We start from the raw sequence: 17,156 nt of genomic DNA, 5'->3' as shown, positions 1-17,156 counted from the left end.
AGCCATGAAACATCAAAAGATAAACCTGTTGCTGCCTCTGATGGTGGCCCTGTTTCCTTTCGCCTTAGTGCTCGGGCAATCGACAAACAAGAATTATGTCCGCATGTCGATACCGATGGTACCGACCACGACACCTACGGCGCTGGATGCAATAATGGCGGACTATACCAAGGTACGGGTGAATATCGACTACTACGATGGCTTGGGAAGGGCGCTTCAGTCCGTGGCCTCCAAGGCGGCTCCCGGTGCGGTGGATTTGGTGACACCCATCGCCTATGATGCCCTTGGAAGGCAGGATAAGGGATACATGCCCTATCCGGCAGGCACCGGAAACGCTTTCCGTACAAACGCCGTATCGGCCCAGCAGACCTATTACAGCGGCACGGCCCCGGCGGGGCAACCCACGACTGGGAAAGCCCACACGGCAACGGTCTACGAGGCCTCACCGCTGAACCGCGTAAAGGAGCAGGGGTTCCCGGGTGAAGTATGGCAGCCAGCGGGTTCACGTACTGCCACGGCAGGCCGTACCGTGGCGACGTCGTACCTTTCCAACAATACGGTGAGCTTCACGACAAGGGCCACGACACGGATGGCTACGCGCTACTCGGTGACGCTTTCTACGGCTGGGGTACCGACGCTAACCAGTAATTCCTACTACGGTTCCAGCCAATTGACGGTGAAGGTGACCAGGAACGAGAACTGGGCCGGGGGGAGCGGCACTTTCGCGAGCCGGCTGCACACCACGGAAGAATACACGGACAAGCACGGCCGGATGGTGCTGAGCCGGACGTTCAACCTCAACGGCTCCACGGAGGAAATACTGAGCACCTATTACGTGTACGACAACCTCGGCAACCTGTGCTTCGTCCTCCCGCCGGAGATCAATCCCGACAAGACAAGCGGGGTGCCCACGGCAACGGAGCTCAACAACCTGGCGTACCAGTACCGTTATGACGGCCGTGGGCGGATAATCGAGAAAAAGTCACCCGGGATTGGCTGGGAGAATTTTGTCTACCTGCCGTCCGGGAAGGTGCTGCTCCATCAGGATGCACGGCAAGTCAGCGAAACTATCCCCGGATTTACTCCCGGACAGTATCACACGTTTTACAAATATGACCGGCAGGGACGGCTTGCGCTTTCCGGCATCGAGCGCAACCGGGTTTACAACCGGCAGCAGATTCAGGACATCGTAGATGCACAGACGCTATTCTGGGAAGATCGATCCACAGCCACCGGAAATGTGCATGGCTACACGAACGTAAGCATCCCCCAGGGAGCGGCATCCGGGGATATGGACGTAACGCTGGTAAATTATTACGACGATTATGCAGGAATCCCGGGCCTGCCGCACAACCAATCCGCCAGCTACAGCAAACTGACGCGGGGGCTGCTGGTCGCGAGCAAGGCGAAGGTGCTTGGCACGGCTTCGACCTACCTATGGACGGTCAACTACTACGACGATGAGGGCCGGTTGGTACGGCAGTGGAAGCAGCACTACCTGGGAGGCAGCTCCACAGCCAACAAATTCGACGACACCACCAATGAATACGACTTCAACGGCCAGCTGACCAAGAGTACACGTAAACTCCATACGACGAACGCCACTACACCCGAGGTGACAGTGGTGACGGAATATACCTATGACCACACGGGGCGGCTGCTCGATACGTGGAAGACGGTGAACCCTGCCCCTTCAAACCCCGCGGGAACCCGTACGCTGATCGCCCGCAACGGCTATAACGAAGTTGGCCAGTTGCGCACCAAACGGCTGCACAGCACGAACGGCACATCATTCGGACAGACCGTAACCTACGGCTACAACCACCGTGGTTGGCTGCGTACAACGAGCACGGCCCCATCAATGTTCAACCAGGAATTGCAGTATACCGAGGGGACGAACAAGCAGTATAACGGCAACATCGCCTACCAGTTGTTCACACGGCATAACCTTGCCACGCCCACACCTGCGCTGGTAACGAATACATACACCTATACTTATGATGCGGTGGGACGGCTCACGCAGGGTGCTATGGCAGGCAACAAGGGCCGGGAGACGCTGACGTATGACCGGAACGGGAACATCAAAACACTGGTGCGCACAGGTACGAACAGCACTGCGGTAGATAACCTGACATACAACCTGACGGGGAATAGATTGACGAGCATTGTGGATGCGGTGACCGCCACAGATGCGAATTACCAGCTTCCCGGTACGACAAGCTACACGTATGATGTGAACGGGAACGTGAAGACGCGGAGCAATACGGGAAGTACGGGCAACAATATCACCGCCATCACGTACAACTACCTGAACCTCCCGCAGAACTTGACAGCCGTTGCCGGCAATGTGACGTATACCTACGACGCTACGGGAAGGAAACTCCGGAGCGTGAACGGCATCAATACGCAGACGCGGGACTACATCGACGGCATCGAGTACACGGGTAACGGTGCGACAATGGAATTGATTTATACGGAAGAAGGGCGCATCACGCGGAGCGGTAGCACGTACACGTACCATTACTTCCTGCGCGACCACCTCGGTAACAACCGGGTGGGTTTTGCGGGCACTACCCCCGGAACGGCAAACTTCACGGCAGATTATTACCCGTACGGGCTACAATATCGTGAAGTTATCCGTGCTGGGGCGCCGATAATTAATTATCTTTACGCCGGTAAAGAGTTCCAGAACGGGCTGAAATTGTACGACTTCGGCTCGCGGTTCTACGATGCCACCATCGGCAGGTGGGGTGTGCCGGATCCGGCGGAGCAATTCGTCAATCCATACCTTGCATTGGGGAATAATCCCATAATTTATGCCGACCCTGATGGCGAATGGATACATATTGTGGTCGGAGCTTTGGTAGGCGGTGTGGCCAACCTGACGACCAAGTGGTTACAGGGGGATATAGGCAGCGTGGGTGATGGTTTCGCGGCATTCGGCATAGGAGCGGCTGCGGGTGCTGTGGGAGCAGCCACGGGTGGGGCTGCACTGGCCGCTTCGGGTATGGGAGCGGCGAGTATCGGAGGGGGTGCCTTGATAGGTGCATATTCCTCGGCCGCGGCGGGCCCGGTATTGGGACTGGGCAATGCGGCCTATTTCGGTGACCCCTATTCGGCGAACGACTGGGCTATGGGGGTGCTTGTTGGAGGCGTGACGGGCGGTATAGGCGGCGGTATAAGCAATGTCATCGGTGGCAAGGGACTAAATATCTGGACGGGGAAACCAAACAACATGGAGGTCGGTGTTCCCAGGATAACCCAGTTCGGGAATAGGGTGGTTGAGGGGGTAGATGATGTTGCTAACGGGGGAGTTCAATATTCTGATGATTTAGTAAAGGCTGCACAGAAAGCATATCCTGAGCTGGCAGGGAAAACACAACTACATCATATTACCCCTAAATATCTTGGTGGTGCAGCCAATGGTCCTCTTGTTCCATTAGATGCGGCATATCATCAACAAATAACAAATGCGTTTAGGCAGGCTTGGCCATATGGACAAGGAGTGATCAAAGATCCTGTGTTGATAAAACAAATAATGGATCAAGTTTACAAACGATTTCCTTTGCCACCGGGCTATGGCTATTAATTCCATAATAAGATGAAAGAAACTGTAGAATTTCGGATATTTAAAGATTACTATCATCTGCTATCAAAGCCAAATAATGCTAAATATAATGGCGTAGTATACGTTATTGAGGTTGAAAAAGAAGATCCTCTTTATAACGAGATTGGAAGACTTAATAAAAGTGTGAAAGAAAAGTATAGTGAGTATTTTTTTGGATATTATAGTATCAAACGGAAGTACAGTAAGAAGGAATTAGAAGGGGCCACGCTCTTACACCTTAAAATAAAAACCACATTTGAGCCAGCAGGTGAAGAATGCGGAACGATGTACGATGAGGTTACAGCGTGTGCAATATGCGGAGCAAACAGAAAACAGATAAACCCTTTAACTTTAATGAAAGGTTCTGTTCCTAAAAAAGATATAGCAAGAACAATAGCGGGAGAAGTTGTAGTGTCGGAAAAGTTTGCAGCGGCCTTTAAACAAAGAGGTTTGAAAGGAGCATTATTAGAACCTGTTGTTTTTAAAAAAGGAGCGTCTAATTATTACCAGTTAATTGCTTCTACAGAAATTGAATTATCTCATCATACAGTTGTAGGAGGAGACCCATTCGATTTAGGAATCGAAGGTGGTGAAGCACTGGAGTTTACTGTATCAGGCGGCTATCCTGTTGAGTTTGAAAAAGAAGTTTACAAATGCCCGAAAGGTCATACCATAGGTTTAAATCTTCTGTCAGAACCCTATGTTTTAAATAGCCAATTAATCGGAGAGTATGATTTCTTTGCAAGTAAGCAAAAAATTGGTGTCAAACGTGGGTTGCTACGGCCAGAACCGATTTACTTCTGTTCGCAAGCTTTCAGGAAAATGATAGAAGAAGAAAAGCTAAGCGGGTTTGAATTTGAGATAACACACATTGAATAAATCGAGTAGGAATATAGGGATTGGTTATTTGATAATGAAAGACTCTAATCAGTAATCAATCTTATCCTCGGAACGAAAAGGACGACTATCTTTATTGCGGTGTGGCCAACCTGACAACCAAGTGGTTCCAGGGAGATATAGGCAGCGTGGGTGATGGTTTTGCGGCATTCGGCATAGGAGCGGCGAGTATCGGAGGGGGTGCCTTGATAGGTGCATATTCCTCGGCCGCGGCGGGCCCGGTATTGGGACTGGGCAATGCGGCCTATTTCGGTGACCCTATTCGGCGAACGACTGGGCTATGGGGGTGCTTGTTGGAGGCGTGACGGGCGGTATAGGCGGCGGTATAAGCAATGTTATCGGTGGCAAGGGACTAAATATCTGGACGGGGAAACCAAACAACATGGAGGTCGGTGTTCCCAGGATAACCCAGTTCGGGAATAGGGTGGTTGAGGGGGTAGATGATGCCGCGAGTGTAGTCAATCAAACAAGTAAAGCTGTTTTAAAGAATGGCTATTATGAAGTAAATGGATTTAAGTTTAGTGAATATTACTACAACAAACTTTGGAGTACCGGAAGAGGAGCACCGTCTTTAGTTGCTAAGGAAATTTTGGAAGGTGGGGCTAAAACTGCCGTGTCTGATGCAATAAAGGCAGGATTTTATAAATATATTTACGGTGGTTGGGAAATGATATATAATCCAACAACAAAAGAAGTCTGGCCTTTATTACCTTTAAGATAACAATTTCAATGGCCAATTTTATTGAATTAATAGAAAGTAGTTTGTCCCAAAAAAAAGGGGTTGAATTCGTTGAGCAAGAAATCAAGCTATTGTTCTCTGCAATTGCTGGTACGAACAAAATCGATGATGCAGAATTATTATTTAAGAATTTAGAGGACATTCAATTTGTTTTAGCAAAATCAATCTTCAAAAATGGCATAAAGGTTACCTCTTTTTTGAAAAAGTTCGTGTATGATTTTGACAGGATAGATGATAATGATACAAAAAAAAATCTATACAATAAAATAAAAAGTGAAGCCGCCCAATAAATCTAAGCAGTTGTGACGAAATTACGGCTTTATTAAGTGAACCAGGTAGTGAGTTGATACATATAACCATTGGTTTCTTTTGGCGCTACCGCGAGTGCGGCGAACGACTGGGTTTTAGGGTTGCTTATGGGTGGTGTGACGGGCGGTATAGGCGGCGGTATAAGCAATGTTATCGGGGTGGCAAGGGACTAAATATCTGGACGGGGAAACCAAACAACATGGAGGTCGGTGTTCCCCAGATAACGCAGTTCGGGAATAGGGTGGTTGGGGAAGTGGATAATACCGTTAATACAGGAATTGCAAATTCAAGAGCATTAGGTGTAGCTGGCGAACAGTCAGTAGGTTTGTCCGGAACAAAAACAGCTATCCAAATTGGTGGTAGAACTAGGATACCTGATGCCCTTACTAGAACAACTTTGACAGAAGTAAAGAATGTTAAAACACTAAGTTTTACTAGCCCGCTAAGAGATTTTCTGGCTTACTCCCAGCAAAATGGATTGGATTTTGTACTTTATACCCGTCCAAATACAGTTTTGTCTGGACCTTTACAACAAGCCATAAACAATGGATTAATTATTCACAGATTTATCCCCGGGCTATGATTAAAGAAAATATAACAGAATTAGAAAAGAAATGGGTTGAATTATTGAAAAGCCCTAAAAGGTTAAATGCACCTAAAATTACTAATACAAAAATTGTTGCTGCTGAATTACAAACCCAATTATTACAGGATGAAGAATACCAGAAATGGATTAAGGAAAAGGACGAAGTACGAGCAGCACTTGAAGCAGCTTATGCTCAAGATGAGAAACCACTGGTTGAAGACTTGGTGAAAGCGGGTATGAATATAAGGTCATCTTGGGATTTGGTGAATGCCAAATCAAGCTATAAATCAGCCATTCCGATTTTGATAGAACATCTATCCAAACCATATTGTTTAAAGAATAAAGAAGGAATTATTCGAGCACTGGCAGTGAAAGAGGCAAAAGGCGTTGCTTGCAAGACCATTCTTGATGAATATAATAAAACTGAAAAAAAAGATGCTAACTATCGGTGGTCTTTTGGGAACACAATGGCGGTGATTATGACGGCGGATTATATTGGAGATGTTTTAGCCATTGTTCAGGACGAAAGTAATGGGGATTCCAGACATATGTTTGTTACAGCTTTGGGAAATACAAAATCTTCAAAGGCAGAAGAGACGTTAAAACAATTGCTGACCGATAAGAGTGAAGTAATAAGAAAAGAAGCTCAGAAAGCTTTAAAGAAAATCAATTAAAAAATCAATATTACCCGATGTTTGGATTAGATGATACGGATTTGCATTTTGAAGAAGTGAAAAAGTTATTGGCTCAGACAAAATCACTTCTCATTTAATAAACGAATACATAACAAAAAATCCAAATAGGGAGTATCATAATAGGAAATGAAGTCAACAAAAGAAATTCTCGTAATGTTAGTTCATGAACTAAATAATCATCTTGATAAGATTAAATCTATCAATCCAATATCAGTATATTATTATAACGAAATATTAGGAGATACTTCTTTTCTTATAGTGGGGCTGCTAGAATCGCTTCTGAAGGAAAGTTGTAGTGAATGGGGTGAGAAAAAATGGATTGACGATAGTCTTATAACAAATGTTATTGTACAAAATAATAAACTGAAAATTGAAGGCGTAATTATATGGGGTAAAATGGATATTACCGAACAATGGACAGATCCTTTTTCTTTCGAGATAGAGCTACTTAGGGATGAAATAAGTTTTAAAGAATTTACCTTTTTGTTTTGCGATCTGGATAATCCTGAAATAACATATGAAGACTTTAGAGATAATCGTGATTATTGGGTAAGGACAAATAGGAAGTGGAAGTATGTTATTAATTCAAATGAAGTTTTAATATAAATACTCCTAGCAGAACAAATGTTCCCAGGAATGAAAAAATAAGCAGAAGCCCAGCAAGTCGGGAGAGTGTAACTTAAACAGTGTCATTTCATTGATAAACGGATAAAAAATAATAGATTCGTAAATCCGCAACGGCAAGAGCATGAAGACTGCCAGGACCATCCTTTAAGAAATTACCTGGATTATTCCATGACGACGCCCATCTTGCTGAATTTGTCTATGCGATCGGCAACCAATTGGTCGGCTTGCTTGTTTTGTAAGGTGGCGATATCGGTAAGGATCTGCTGCTTGACCGATTCGGCAATTGCCTTCGGATCATGGTGGGCACCTCCCAATGGTTCGGGGATGATGCCATCGATGAGCCCATTTTTCAGCATATCGGCGGCTGTCAAGTTGAGTGCTTCAGCCGCTTTTTCCTTGTAATCCCAACTGCGCCAGAGTATGGACGAACAGGATTCAGGGGATATGACCGAATACCAGGTATGCTCAAGCATGTAGACCCGATCACCGACGCCGATGCCCAAAGCACCACCGGAAGCCCCTTCACCGATAATGATGCAGATGATGGGAACTTTCAGCACGGACATTTCCATTAGATTGCGCGCAATGGCCTCGCCCTGTCCCCGCTCTTCGGCTTCTATACCGGGGTAAGCCCCCATCGTGTCAATCAACGTGACAACGGGCTTATTGAATTTTTCGGCTAACTTCATTAACCGTAAGGCTTTTCGGTAACCTTCAGGATTAGCCATCCCAAAGTTGCGGAACTGCCTTTCCTTTGTGTTTTTGCCTTTTTGGTGGCCAATGATCATAAGGGATTGGCCGGCAATGGTCGCAAAGCCACCTACGATGGCTTTATCGTCTTTTACATTCCGATCGCCATGGAGTTCGATGAATTCCTCACAGATTTGGCTGACATAATCGAGCGTCTGCGGCCTGTCCGGATGGCGTGACATCTGCACTTTTTGCCAGCCCGTCATGTTATTGTATAGCTGGTGTTTGGTTTTTTCCAGCTTATCCTGCAACTCTACCAGCGTTGCGCTCATGTCTACTTTTGTCTTGTCGGCTACTTGGCGCACTTTTTCGATCTGCAATTGCAGATCGGCTATTGGCTTTTCAAAATCAAACGTTGTCTCCATAAAACGCATTTGCAAAATCAGGCCGCTAAGTTAGGGAATTGTATTGCTATTTAAAAATGTGGGCCATAGCAATGGCTTGGTTTTTGTGTAACTTTGCCTTGTTCAGTGTCGATATAACGCAATCATGCATATGATTAGAGCAACTACCTTATTTGTTAGTTTTTTTTTGGTGCTGATATCGTCCGCTTTAGCGGAGACGTATCCCGAGGTTTTGTTTGAGAATAGTATGTTAGGAGGGAGCTATGCCTATAGCGCCATACACCATGAAGGTGGAAGCTGGGTGGAAAACGTAGGTGGCCGACTACCGGTGTCGGATTCGATATACTTTACCCCCGGTAACGCGTTGTCGTTGAAATACACCGCTCTGCAACAAGGCAACTGGTATGCGCAGATTGTTTACCCATATGCTTCAAACCATTACCGGCCGGAAAGCACGGATGTGCTGACATTCAAGCTGTATGTGGTGTCAAACACAAAAAGTAGCGCGCTGCCCAAGCTGGCCATCTACCAGCAGGATACCTTGAGTAGTTCGGTGGATTTGGCCAATTACATCACGGATTTTCAGACCAACATGTGGCTCAATGTACGTTTGCCAGTACGGGATATCCATGGGGTGCGCATGGACGAGGCAATTGACGGCATACGGTTTTCCCAAGGGGCGGGTGACAATGGCACCCATTGGCTGTATATCGATCAGATTGAATTTTTGCCAGCTAAACCACCCCGCGTAAAATTGTCTTCCCCTGCTGTGCTGTCCGCTGCGAAAGCCTATGATAGGCATGTAGACCTTACTTGGCAATTACCGCTGACGCCGAGTATCCGGTACATCAAGATTTACCGATCAGAAGACAATACCCATTTTGATCCCGTTGCCATACGGCCCATCTTCGTACAAAAATGTACAGATTTTGTGCCCTATTCGAATAAAACATACTATTACAAAATTGCATGGGTAGATTACGATTACCTTGAATCACCATTTTCCGAGGTCATCGAAGCATCACCAAAAACAGCCAATAATGAAGCGTTGCTGGATGTTGTGCAAGCGGCGCATTTCAACTATTTTTGGGAAAGGGCAGAGGTAAACAGTGGCATGCATGTCGCACGATTTGGCGTAGACGATGCGACGGTTTCGGTGAAAGAAACCGGCTTGGGCATTTTGTCTTACGTCGTGGGAGCCGAGCGGGGCTTTGTATCGCGATCGTCGGTAAGAAACAGGTTGCAACGGATATTGAATTTTTTGGACAAAGTGGAGCGCTACAATGGGGTGTTCCCTGCTAAGATAGACGGCCGTACGGGCAAAGGGGTTTTTGCTGTTGACACGATACCTGAGGCTGATTTGGAGGCCACAGCGTTTTTGATGCAAGGATTGCTGGTCGCTAAACAGTATTTTGAGGGAGACGGCGATAAAGCGCATTTGCTGACTGAAAAAATCGATACCCTGTGGAGCGAAGTTGCATGGAACCAATTCGTCATCGAAGGGCAAGAGAATATTTTGCTTGACCGCTGGTCGCCTGTTGTTGGGTTTCGGGATGCATTGCCATTAGGTGGGTTCAATGTGGATTTTATCTGCTATATCCTCGCATTGGCTTCCCCCCAATTTGCTTTAGGGCCGGAGGCTTATACCGAGGGATTGGGAATACACCGGAAATTGGCGGATTCAACGCATGCGTTGGAATTAGTGGGCAATCCTGCTTTTTCCGTGCAGCTTCAGCAAGAAAACGATCCGGTATTGCCCCATTACGTTGAATTTCCTTATACATCAGACAGTACCGTATATGGCCTGCCGATAACGGTCGGATCGGTAGATACGTCGCTGCTCGAAGCTTATAAACCTTTTCTGGCATTTGACCCACGGAATAAAAAAGATAAATTCGTGAATTATTTTGCGAACAATGTCAATCTTGCAAAGGCCTACCAACGGCGGGATAATGAACATAGGTGCTGCGGGTTTTCGAAAGATATATGGGGAATGGAAGCGGTTGTGGATACCACAGATTCCCTGTCGGATACACTATATACCGTTAATCCAGCTATCGCATCGGCCAGTTATGGCTATATGCCAGCCGAGGCCATGCAATCCATCCGTGCATTTTACGACGAGTTTGGCCAAGCCCTGTTTACGGAGTATGGATTCCGAAAATGGATTGCCATCAACGACAATGCGTTGGCGGATGAGTATGATGCTATGAATCAGGCGGCTGTGGTGGTGATGATTGAAAATGGACGCAGCGGACTGATTTGGAAGTTATTTTCAGACCATCCGGATATAAAAAAGGTTATTGAAAATCATTTTTCTGTTGAGTAGTTTTTTTATTTTTACCTCATCGATTTCCAAACATGAAACACTATATCGCTCTTTCGTTCGTATTGATTTTTTCCGCAGCGCTCTTTTCCTGTAAAAACAAGAAAATGACTGTCAATCCCGGTGCACAAGTCACCATTGATGGCACCCAGGATGGCCTAAAACATGTGCAAAGCAATTTTGAAGACGCAGCAATGACGGATAGGGGCATTATGGTAACCTTTGATGCGGATGTGCTTTTTCCGCTTAATTCCTCTTACCTGACTGATCAAGCGAAAAGCGAACTGGATAAATTGGTAGCGCTTTTAAATGACTATCCCGGCGCATCGCTTATCGTAGACGGTCATACGGATGCTACCGGGACGGAAGAATATAACCAGTGGTTATCTGAAAAAAGAGCAGAATCTGTGAAGAAATATGCCGTTGACAAAGGCATGGATGAAAGCCGGATTGCCACCCATGGATATGGCCAGGCCAAGCCCGTAGCGCCCAATAATACCAAAGAGGGCAGGCAACAGAACCGCCGGGTAGAAGTGACCATCGTAACGGAGAAACCGTAACTTAAGTTGACAGCTTCAATTCGTCTGCCGTAACGGTTTTACCATAGAATCTTCCCGCCCGTTCCTCGAAATCTGCCGCGTTGTCCGTGGTGAAAAAACGGATGGTGTTGTTTTTTGTACAAAGGGTCTCCACTTCCGGATGCCGCTGGAGGTAATCAACCAAGCTGCTGGCTACCAATTTGCCTTGGGCAAGCACCTGGATATGCGGTGGCATGAAACGCCGGATCAGCGGTAGGAGCAATGGATAATGCGTGCAAGCCAGTATGACGGTATCAATATCGGGAGATTGCTGGAGCAATCGATTGATATCGGCTTCCACAAAGTAAGCAGCCCCCTGGGAATCCAATTCATTGTTTTCTACCAGAGGCACCCACAGCGGACATGCTTGCTGGTACACGGCTACATCCGGGAAAAACTTATGGATCTCAATGGGATAAGAAGCGGATTTCACGGTTCCGGGGGTCGCCAAGATGCCCACATGCCGCGTATGGGTATAATGGCCGATTACTTCTGTCGTTGGCCGGATGACTCCCAGCACTTTATGCAAATCGGTATAAAGGGGCAAATCGCGCTGCTGGATGGTGCGGAGCGCTTTGGCAGAGGCGGTATTACAAGCCAACACCACTAAACGGCACCCCATTGCAAAAAGACTTTCCACGCATTCTTTGGTGTACGCATATACCGTCTCAAATGAGCGAGTGCCATAAGGCACACGCGCATTATCACCCAAATAGATGTAATCATATTGCGGTAACGCCTTCACAATTTCCCGGAACACGGTCAGCCCGCCATAACCCGAATCAAATATTCCTATAGGGCCCATATGAGATGTGAGATTCTAACGTCTACTTCAACAAATATGGTTTTTCTTTATAGGTTTTCCATAAAAATTCGCCAAATAAGGTGTTGGCCCAAGCAAACCATTTACGGGTGAATCGCTTCGGGTCGTCCTTATGGAACGATTCGTGCATGAATCCCGTGTCGCCGTGGGTGTTTTTCAACGACTCGATGCACGATTTTATCTCATCGTCATTGATGGATGTCAAGCCCCGCATGGTGGTGGCCATGGGCCAAATCATGTCGCGGCCGATATGCGGGCCGCCGATGCCCTCGGCTGCCGAACCTTTGAAGAAAAACGGATTGTTTTCGGAAAGCACATACGTGCGTGTTCGCTGATATATCGGATCCTGAGCATCCACGGCGCCGAGATAGGGCAGCGATAACAGGCTTGGGATGTTGGCATCATCCATCATCAGGTAACTGCCAAAGCCGTCCACTTCGTAGGCATATATCCGTCCATGCATTGGATGGTCAATGATACCGTATTCCTTTATCGCGTTTTCAACCTCGTCGGCCAGGTCGAGCATTTCCGTGGCAAGTGCCTGCTCGTTGGCAATGTGTGCGAGCATTTCAGCCGAATGGCGGAGGCTCACCACGGCAAACAGATTAGCCGGGATGAGAAAAGAGAATACGCTGGCATCATCACTGGGCCTGAAGCTCGAACAGATCAATCCCACGGGGTTGACCGGATACCCATATCCGTCTACTTGCAAGGTGTCGGATCCGCGCGCCGTTGTCCGTTCAAAGTGGTAAGGGCCAAGGTTTTCTTTCCGTTGCTGCTCCCTGAACGTGCGGAGGATATTGCGCTGTGCAGCTATCCACTCGGCATCGAACGGCGTAGTATCGCCGGTAGTTTTCCAGTAGCCATGAGCCAGGCGGATGGTGTAGCAAAGGGAGTCAATTTCCCATTTCCGCTCATGGATGCCGGGTTTCATATCGGTATGGTCGCTGCCCCATTCGCCGACCTTAGTGGGATCATTATAAAAGGCGTTGGCATAGGGATCGATGTTGATGCACTGGCTCTGCTTATTGACCAGGCCTGCAATCAGGCGCTGGAGCTTGGCGTCATCTTTCATAAACGGCAAATACGGCCATACCTGTGCACAGCTGTCGCGTAGCCACATGGCGTCGATATCCCCGGTGATGACATACGTGTAGGGCTTGCCATTCTTTTCCTCCGGAAATACCGTGGTGTCCAATGTATTGGGGAAGCAGTTGCCAAATAGCCACCCCAATTCTTTATTGCTCACCTGTTGCTGGAATTCGCGGATAGCTTGCTCAATGGCCGCGCTGCTGAAATGGCGCTGGCCTTCGGATACGCGCACGGTGGGAAAATCCTGAGCGGCCGAAGCCACTGAAAATTTACCGGCCCAGATTCCCGCGCTTAGCATAGCGGTGTTTTGGATAAACGTTCTTCGTTTCATGGTGTTAATATTGGGTTTGTTTTGGCAATTGCCTCATGGATGCCGATTTAAGGGCTGCAATATGCGAAAAAAAACTAATATAGTGATTTGCCAAATGCTGCCTTGATTTTAACGATAATATGGCTTAATTCTTGGTTGGCAATGTTATCTTTGCTAACTGATTTTTTCTTATGGTAAAACATTTAAATGATTGTTGCTTGCGGATGGTATTATCCGTTGTCCTATTAAGTTGCGCTGTTTACATCGGAAACGCACAATCAACATACCAACCCTATTCCTACCAGTTTTACCAGAAGCTTAATAATGTACTGTACAGTACCGATACCCGGCTTCATACGGCCCTGAAACCTTTCATCATTGATAGTGCCTTGCAGCCGCGGTATGATTCATTGATGCAATTGGGGGTGACCGAGCGGGCGTCCTGGGGAGGGCGTAAGCTGTATAATGAGCATTTGATTGATATTAAAAAAGACGACCACACATTTTATGCGGATTTCCTGCCAGATTTCCAGATTGGGCGGGATTTTGCAGGTGGGGGAAGGACGACCTGGCTGAATACAAGGGGGGCGCAGGCGGGCTTGACCATACAGGATAAATTTTCACTTTATGTGAATTTCTTTGAGAACCAAGCGGTATTTCCGAAATACTTAAACGATTATATTTTTGAAAATGCCATCACCCCAGGCCAGGGGAATGGGAAAACATCCTACTCAAATCCCAAGATGAGCGATTGGATGTATTCTTCGGCTACCCTGTCGTATACGGTCAATAAGTACCTGAATGTGACATTGGCCTACGATAAGAATTTCATTGGCGATGGATACCGTTCGGTACTGCTCTCGGATATTTCGTCGAATTATACTGCGTTGAAACTGACCGGTACATTAGGAAATGTGCAATACATGAGTATGTGGACGTACATGCTTGATCCGGTGCATCCTCGGTCGGATACGTATGACCCCATCACCGGCTTGCCGACAAGGGGGGGCGATAATTGGAAATGGGGGGCATTTCAATATTTGGATTGGAATGTCGACGACCGGTTTTCGGTGGGCTTATTCCAATCAGTCGTATGGGGTGCTAAAAATGCCGCCGGCCGCAGGGGATTTGATTTCAACTATTTCAATCCCATCATTTTCATGCGGTCGGTCGAACTGACCAATACGTCTTCACCCGACAAGATGCACTTGGGACTGAATACCAAGTACAAAGCCCTGAAAAACCTGTCGGTATACGGGCAATTCCTTTTGGGGGAGTTCGTGGCAAAGAACTTTTTTTCCACCAATGGCCACGTGACGAACAAATGGGCGGCTCAAGTTGGCTTTAAAGGTTTTGATGCTTTCGGTATTAAGGATTTGAACTTTTTGGCTGAATACAATACCGCGCGCCCCTATACCTATGCCCATTTTGATCCGGTGAGTAACTACAGCAACTACGGGCAAGCGTTGGCCCATCCCTGGGGAGCCAATTTCAGGGAATTGGTCGGGATATTGAATTACTCCTATCGGCGGTTTGACTTTTCATTCCAGGGTACCTGGGGCCAGTTTGGCACGGATCCAAACCCGGAGGCAAATTTCGGAGGCGATATCTTTAAATCCTACCTGACACCCACCAACGAATATGGCAATTACATTGCCCAAGGCGTCAAAAACAACCTGTTGTATGGCGATGGACGGGTATCTTACCTGTTCAATCCAAAATACAACCTACGGATTGAGGCTGGTGCGGTATACCGTCGGCAGGAAATCCCCGAGTTGGGCAAACATCCACAAACGGGCATGATTACACTGGGATTGCGTGGCTCGTTCCGCAATTTCTACTACGATTTTTAGAATAGGTGATTTTTTTTGATATTGCAGCAATATGAGCAAGATTATCATCATCAATGGCCCGAATCTTAACCTATTGGGCGTACGAGAAAAAGGCATTTACGGCGACCAGGATTTCATGACTTTTTTTACGGCGTTGCGTGAATCGTACGCTGGCGTGGAGTTGTCTTATTTCCAAAGCAACCATGAAGGTGCGATCATTGATAAAATCCATGAAGTTGGATTCGCTATTGATGGAATTATCCTGAATGCCGGAGCTTACACCCATACCTCATTGGCCATTGCGGATGCGATTGCGGCGGTAACCACACCAGTGGTAGAGGTGCACATATCCAATGTGTACGCCCGGGAATCCTATCGCCATCATTCGTACTTGGCCAAAAACTGCAAGGGAGTCATTTGTGGTTTCGGCCTGGATGGCTACCGGCTGGCTTTGGAGAGCTTGCTAACAAAATAAATAAACTTAGGACAGCACATCCAGCCATGACTGCCGCCATCGGTACGGTGGTTTCATTGTGGAGGTAGCTGACCAGTGCGGATGACAGCGCCCCGCACCCCATCTGGATGCTGCCCATCAGCGCTGAAGCACTACCAGCCAATTTACTGAACGGACTGAGGGCTAATGCCGATGTATTCGGAAATACAAATCCCTGTGAACCTAAAAACAGGAAAATCAAGCCAATCATTAGCCATAAATTGATAAGTCCCGTCACGCAAAGGAAGGTCAACATGAGGCCGATGGACGATTGGGTCACCAGTGCTATTTTGGCGATTTTTTCACTGCTGTACTTATTGAGTAAGATGCTGTTCAATTGGCTTGCCGTAATCAATGCGGACGCAATGAATGCAAATACCAACCCATACTGCTTTTCATCCAGTCCATACAGCGAGACCATGATATAAGGCGAGCCCGCCAGATAGGCGTATAGCCCCGAAGAGGCCAGTCCGCCCGCAAAGGCATAGGTAAAAAACTGCCGTGTCTTGAACACCTGCCAGTACGACTGCGTAATGGGCTTTGGCATCAGGGACATTTCGGGGTTCGGTCCCCTGCTTTCGGGAAGGAAAAACGAGACAACGGCCAGGATACAGGCCGTAATGACAGCCAATACGATAAATATGCCATGCCAGTTCCAATGAGCGATGACAAAGCTTCCCACGGTAGGGGCCAATATAGGTGAAATGCCAATGACCAGCATGAGCAGGGAAAAAACCTTGGCACTTTCTGATGGCCCGAAAAAATCCCTGACCATCGCCCGCGATGCTACCATGCCGCCGCAACTGCCCAACGCTTGGATAAAGCGGTAAATCATCAAGTTGTCGGCAGAATTGGTCAACGCACAGCCCACGGATGCAGCGATATAAATGACCAATCCGACAATCAGTGGTATCTTGCGGCCAAAGCGATCGAGCAGCGGCCCATAAACGATCTGGCCGGATGCGATACCAATGAAAAAGGAAGTGAGCGAAAGCTGGATATGCGCCACGGTGGTATGCAGGCTGGCTGCTATCGAATCAAAACCGGGCAGGTACATGTCTATGGAAAAAGGGCCGACGGCCGACAATAATCCAAGGATGATGAAAATAAAAAGACGATGCCTTTTTGTAGATGCCATGTGGCCACAA

16 protein-coding genes are annotated in these 17,156 nt (G+C 47.4%); 12 read left to right on the top strand and 4 right to left on the bottom strand.

The features are described from left to right. Positions 1-4 precede the first annotated feature (4 nt). From BMW65_RS05450 to BMW65_RS05415, 8 genes are all read left to right on the top strand, one after another. Positions 5-3,589 carry a DUF6443 domain-containing protein gene (locus BMW65_RS05450; protein ID WP_090603416.1) on the top strand — a complete coding sequence of 1,195 codons (3,585 nt, stop codon included), beginning with the start codon at positions 5-7 and terminating at the stop codon, positions 3,587-3,589. A 12-nt stretch (positions 3,590-3,601) separates the two neighbouring features. After that, positions 3,602-4,486 (top strand): hypothetical protein, encoded by an 885-nt coding sequence (locus BMW65_RS05445; protein WP_090603415.1) that lies wholly within the window; start codon positions 3,602-3,604, stop codon positions 4,484-4,486. A gap of 101 nt (positions 4,487-4,587) precedes the next feature. Continuing rightward, complete coding sequence (locus tag BMW65_RS05440) at positions 4,588-4,809, top strand: hypothetical protein (RefSeq protein WP_090603413.1); 222 nt, start codon at positions 4,588-4,590, stop codon at positions 4,807-4,809. Then, on the top strand, positions 4,785-5,225 hold the full coding sequence (locus BMW65_RS05435; RefSeq protein WP_090603412.1) for a hypothetical protein: 441 nt from the start codon (positions 4,785-4,787) through the stop codon (positions 5,223-5,225). Before BMW65_RS05440 ends, BMW65_RS05435 begins: the two co-directional genes overlap by 25 nt. An 8-nt stretch (positions 5,226-5,233) precedes the next feature. Further along, on the top strand, positions 5,234-5,533 hold the full coding sequence (locus BMW65_RS05430; RefSeq protein WP_090603410.1) for a hypothetical protein: 300 nt from the start codon (positions 5,234-5,236) through the stop codon (positions 5,531-5,533). 218 nt (positions 5,534-5,751) lie between these two features. After that, positions 5,752-6,135: a putative toxin gene (locus BMW65_RS05425; RefSeq protein ID WP_143053817.1), complete on the top strand. Its 384-nt coding sequence runs from the start codon at positions 5,752-5,754 to the stop codon at positions 6,133-6,135. Then, complete coding sequence (locus BMW65_RS05420) at positions 6,132-6,812, top strand: HEAT repeat domain-containing protein (RefSeq protein ID WP_090603407.1); 681 nt, start codon at positions 6,132-6,134, stop codon at positions 6,810-6,812. Before BMW65_RS05425 ends, BMW65_RS05420 begins: the two co-directional genes overlap by 4 nt. 147 nt (positions 6,813-6,959) lie before the next feature. Beyond that, positions 6,960-7,439, top strand: coding sequence for a hypothetical protein (locus tag BMW65_RS05415; RefSeq protein WP_090603405.1), 480 nt, complete (start codon positions 6,960-6,962; stop codon positions 7,437-7,439). Between the two features lie 182 nt (positions 7,440-7,621). On the opposite strand, the gene BMW65_RS05410 is transcribed toward BMW65_RS05415, so the two are convergent. Beyond that, positions 7,622-8,575 (bottom strand): acetyl-CoA carboxylase carboxyltransferase subunit alpha, encoded by a 954-nt coding sequence (locus BMW65_RS05410; RefSeq protein WP_090604253.1) that lies wholly within the window; start codon positions 8,573-8,575, stop codon positions 7,622-7,624. A gap of 130 nt (positions 8,576-8,705) precedes the next feature. On the opposite strand from BMW65_RS05410, the gene BMW65_RS05405 reads away from it, so the two are divergent. Further along, on the top strand, positions 8,706-10,883 hold the full coding sequence (locus tag BMW65_RS05405; protein ID WP_177181011.1) for a glucoamylase family protein: 2,178 nt from the start codon (positions 8,706-8,708) through the stop codon (positions 10,881-10,883). 32 nt (positions 10,884-10,915) lie between these two features. Then, positions 10,916-11,440: an OmpA family protein gene (locus tag BMW65_RS05400; protein WP_090603402.1), complete on the top strand. Its 525-nt coding sequence runs from the start codon at positions 10,916-10,918 to the stop codon at positions 11,438-11,440. Between the two features lies 1 nt (position 11,441). Here BMW65_RS05400 and murI read toward each other — a convergent pair whose 3' ends face one another. Continuing rightward, a complete protein-coding gene (murI, locus tag BMW65_RS05395; protein WP_090603400.1) occupies positions 11,442-12,263 on the bottom strand; it encodes a glutamate racemase in 822 nt (273 codons plus the stop codon). A 22-nt stretch (positions 12,264-12,285) separates the two neighbouring features. After that, a complete protein-coding gene (locus BMW65_RS05390) occupies positions 12,286-13,704 on the bottom strand; it encodes a glycoside hydrolase family 125 protein (protein ID WP_090603398.1) in 1,419 nt (472 codons plus the stop codon). 203 nt (positions 13,705-13,907) lie between these two features. Between BMW65_RS05390 and BMW65_RS05385 the strand changes: the two genes are divergently transcribed. After that, on the top strand, positions 13,908-15,536 hold the full coding sequence (locus BMW65_RS05385; RefSeq protein ID WP_090603397.1) for a gliding motility protein RemB: 1,629 nt from the start codon (positions 13,908-13,910) through the stop codon (positions 15,534-15,536). 31 nt (positions 15,537-15,567) lie between these two features. Then, positions 15,568-15,990 (top strand): type II 3-dehydroquinate dehydratase, encoded by a 423-nt coding sequence (aroQ, locus tag BMW65_RS05380; RefSeq protein ID WP_090603395.1) that lies wholly within the window; start codon positions 15,568-15,570, stop codon positions 15,988-15,990. On the opposite strand, the gene BMW65_RS05375 is transcribed toward aroQ, so the two are convergent. Continuing rightward, entirely contained in the window at positions 15,929-17,146 is a 1,218-nt protein-coding gene (locus BMW65_RS05375) for a multidrug effflux MFS transporter (protein WP_090603394.1), read from the bottom strand. The genes aroQ and BMW65_RS05375 overlap by 62 nt on opposite strands. Between the last annotated feature and the right edge of the window lie 10 nt (positions 17,147-17,156).

The organism is Parapedobacter koreensis (genome assembly GCF_900109365.1).
GTDB classification, from domain to species: Bacteria; Bacteroidota; Bacteroidia; order Sphingobacteriales; family Sphingobacteriaceae; genus Parapedobacter; species Parapedobacter koreensis.
This window is presented reverse-complemented; position numbering and strand designations above follow the sequence as displayed.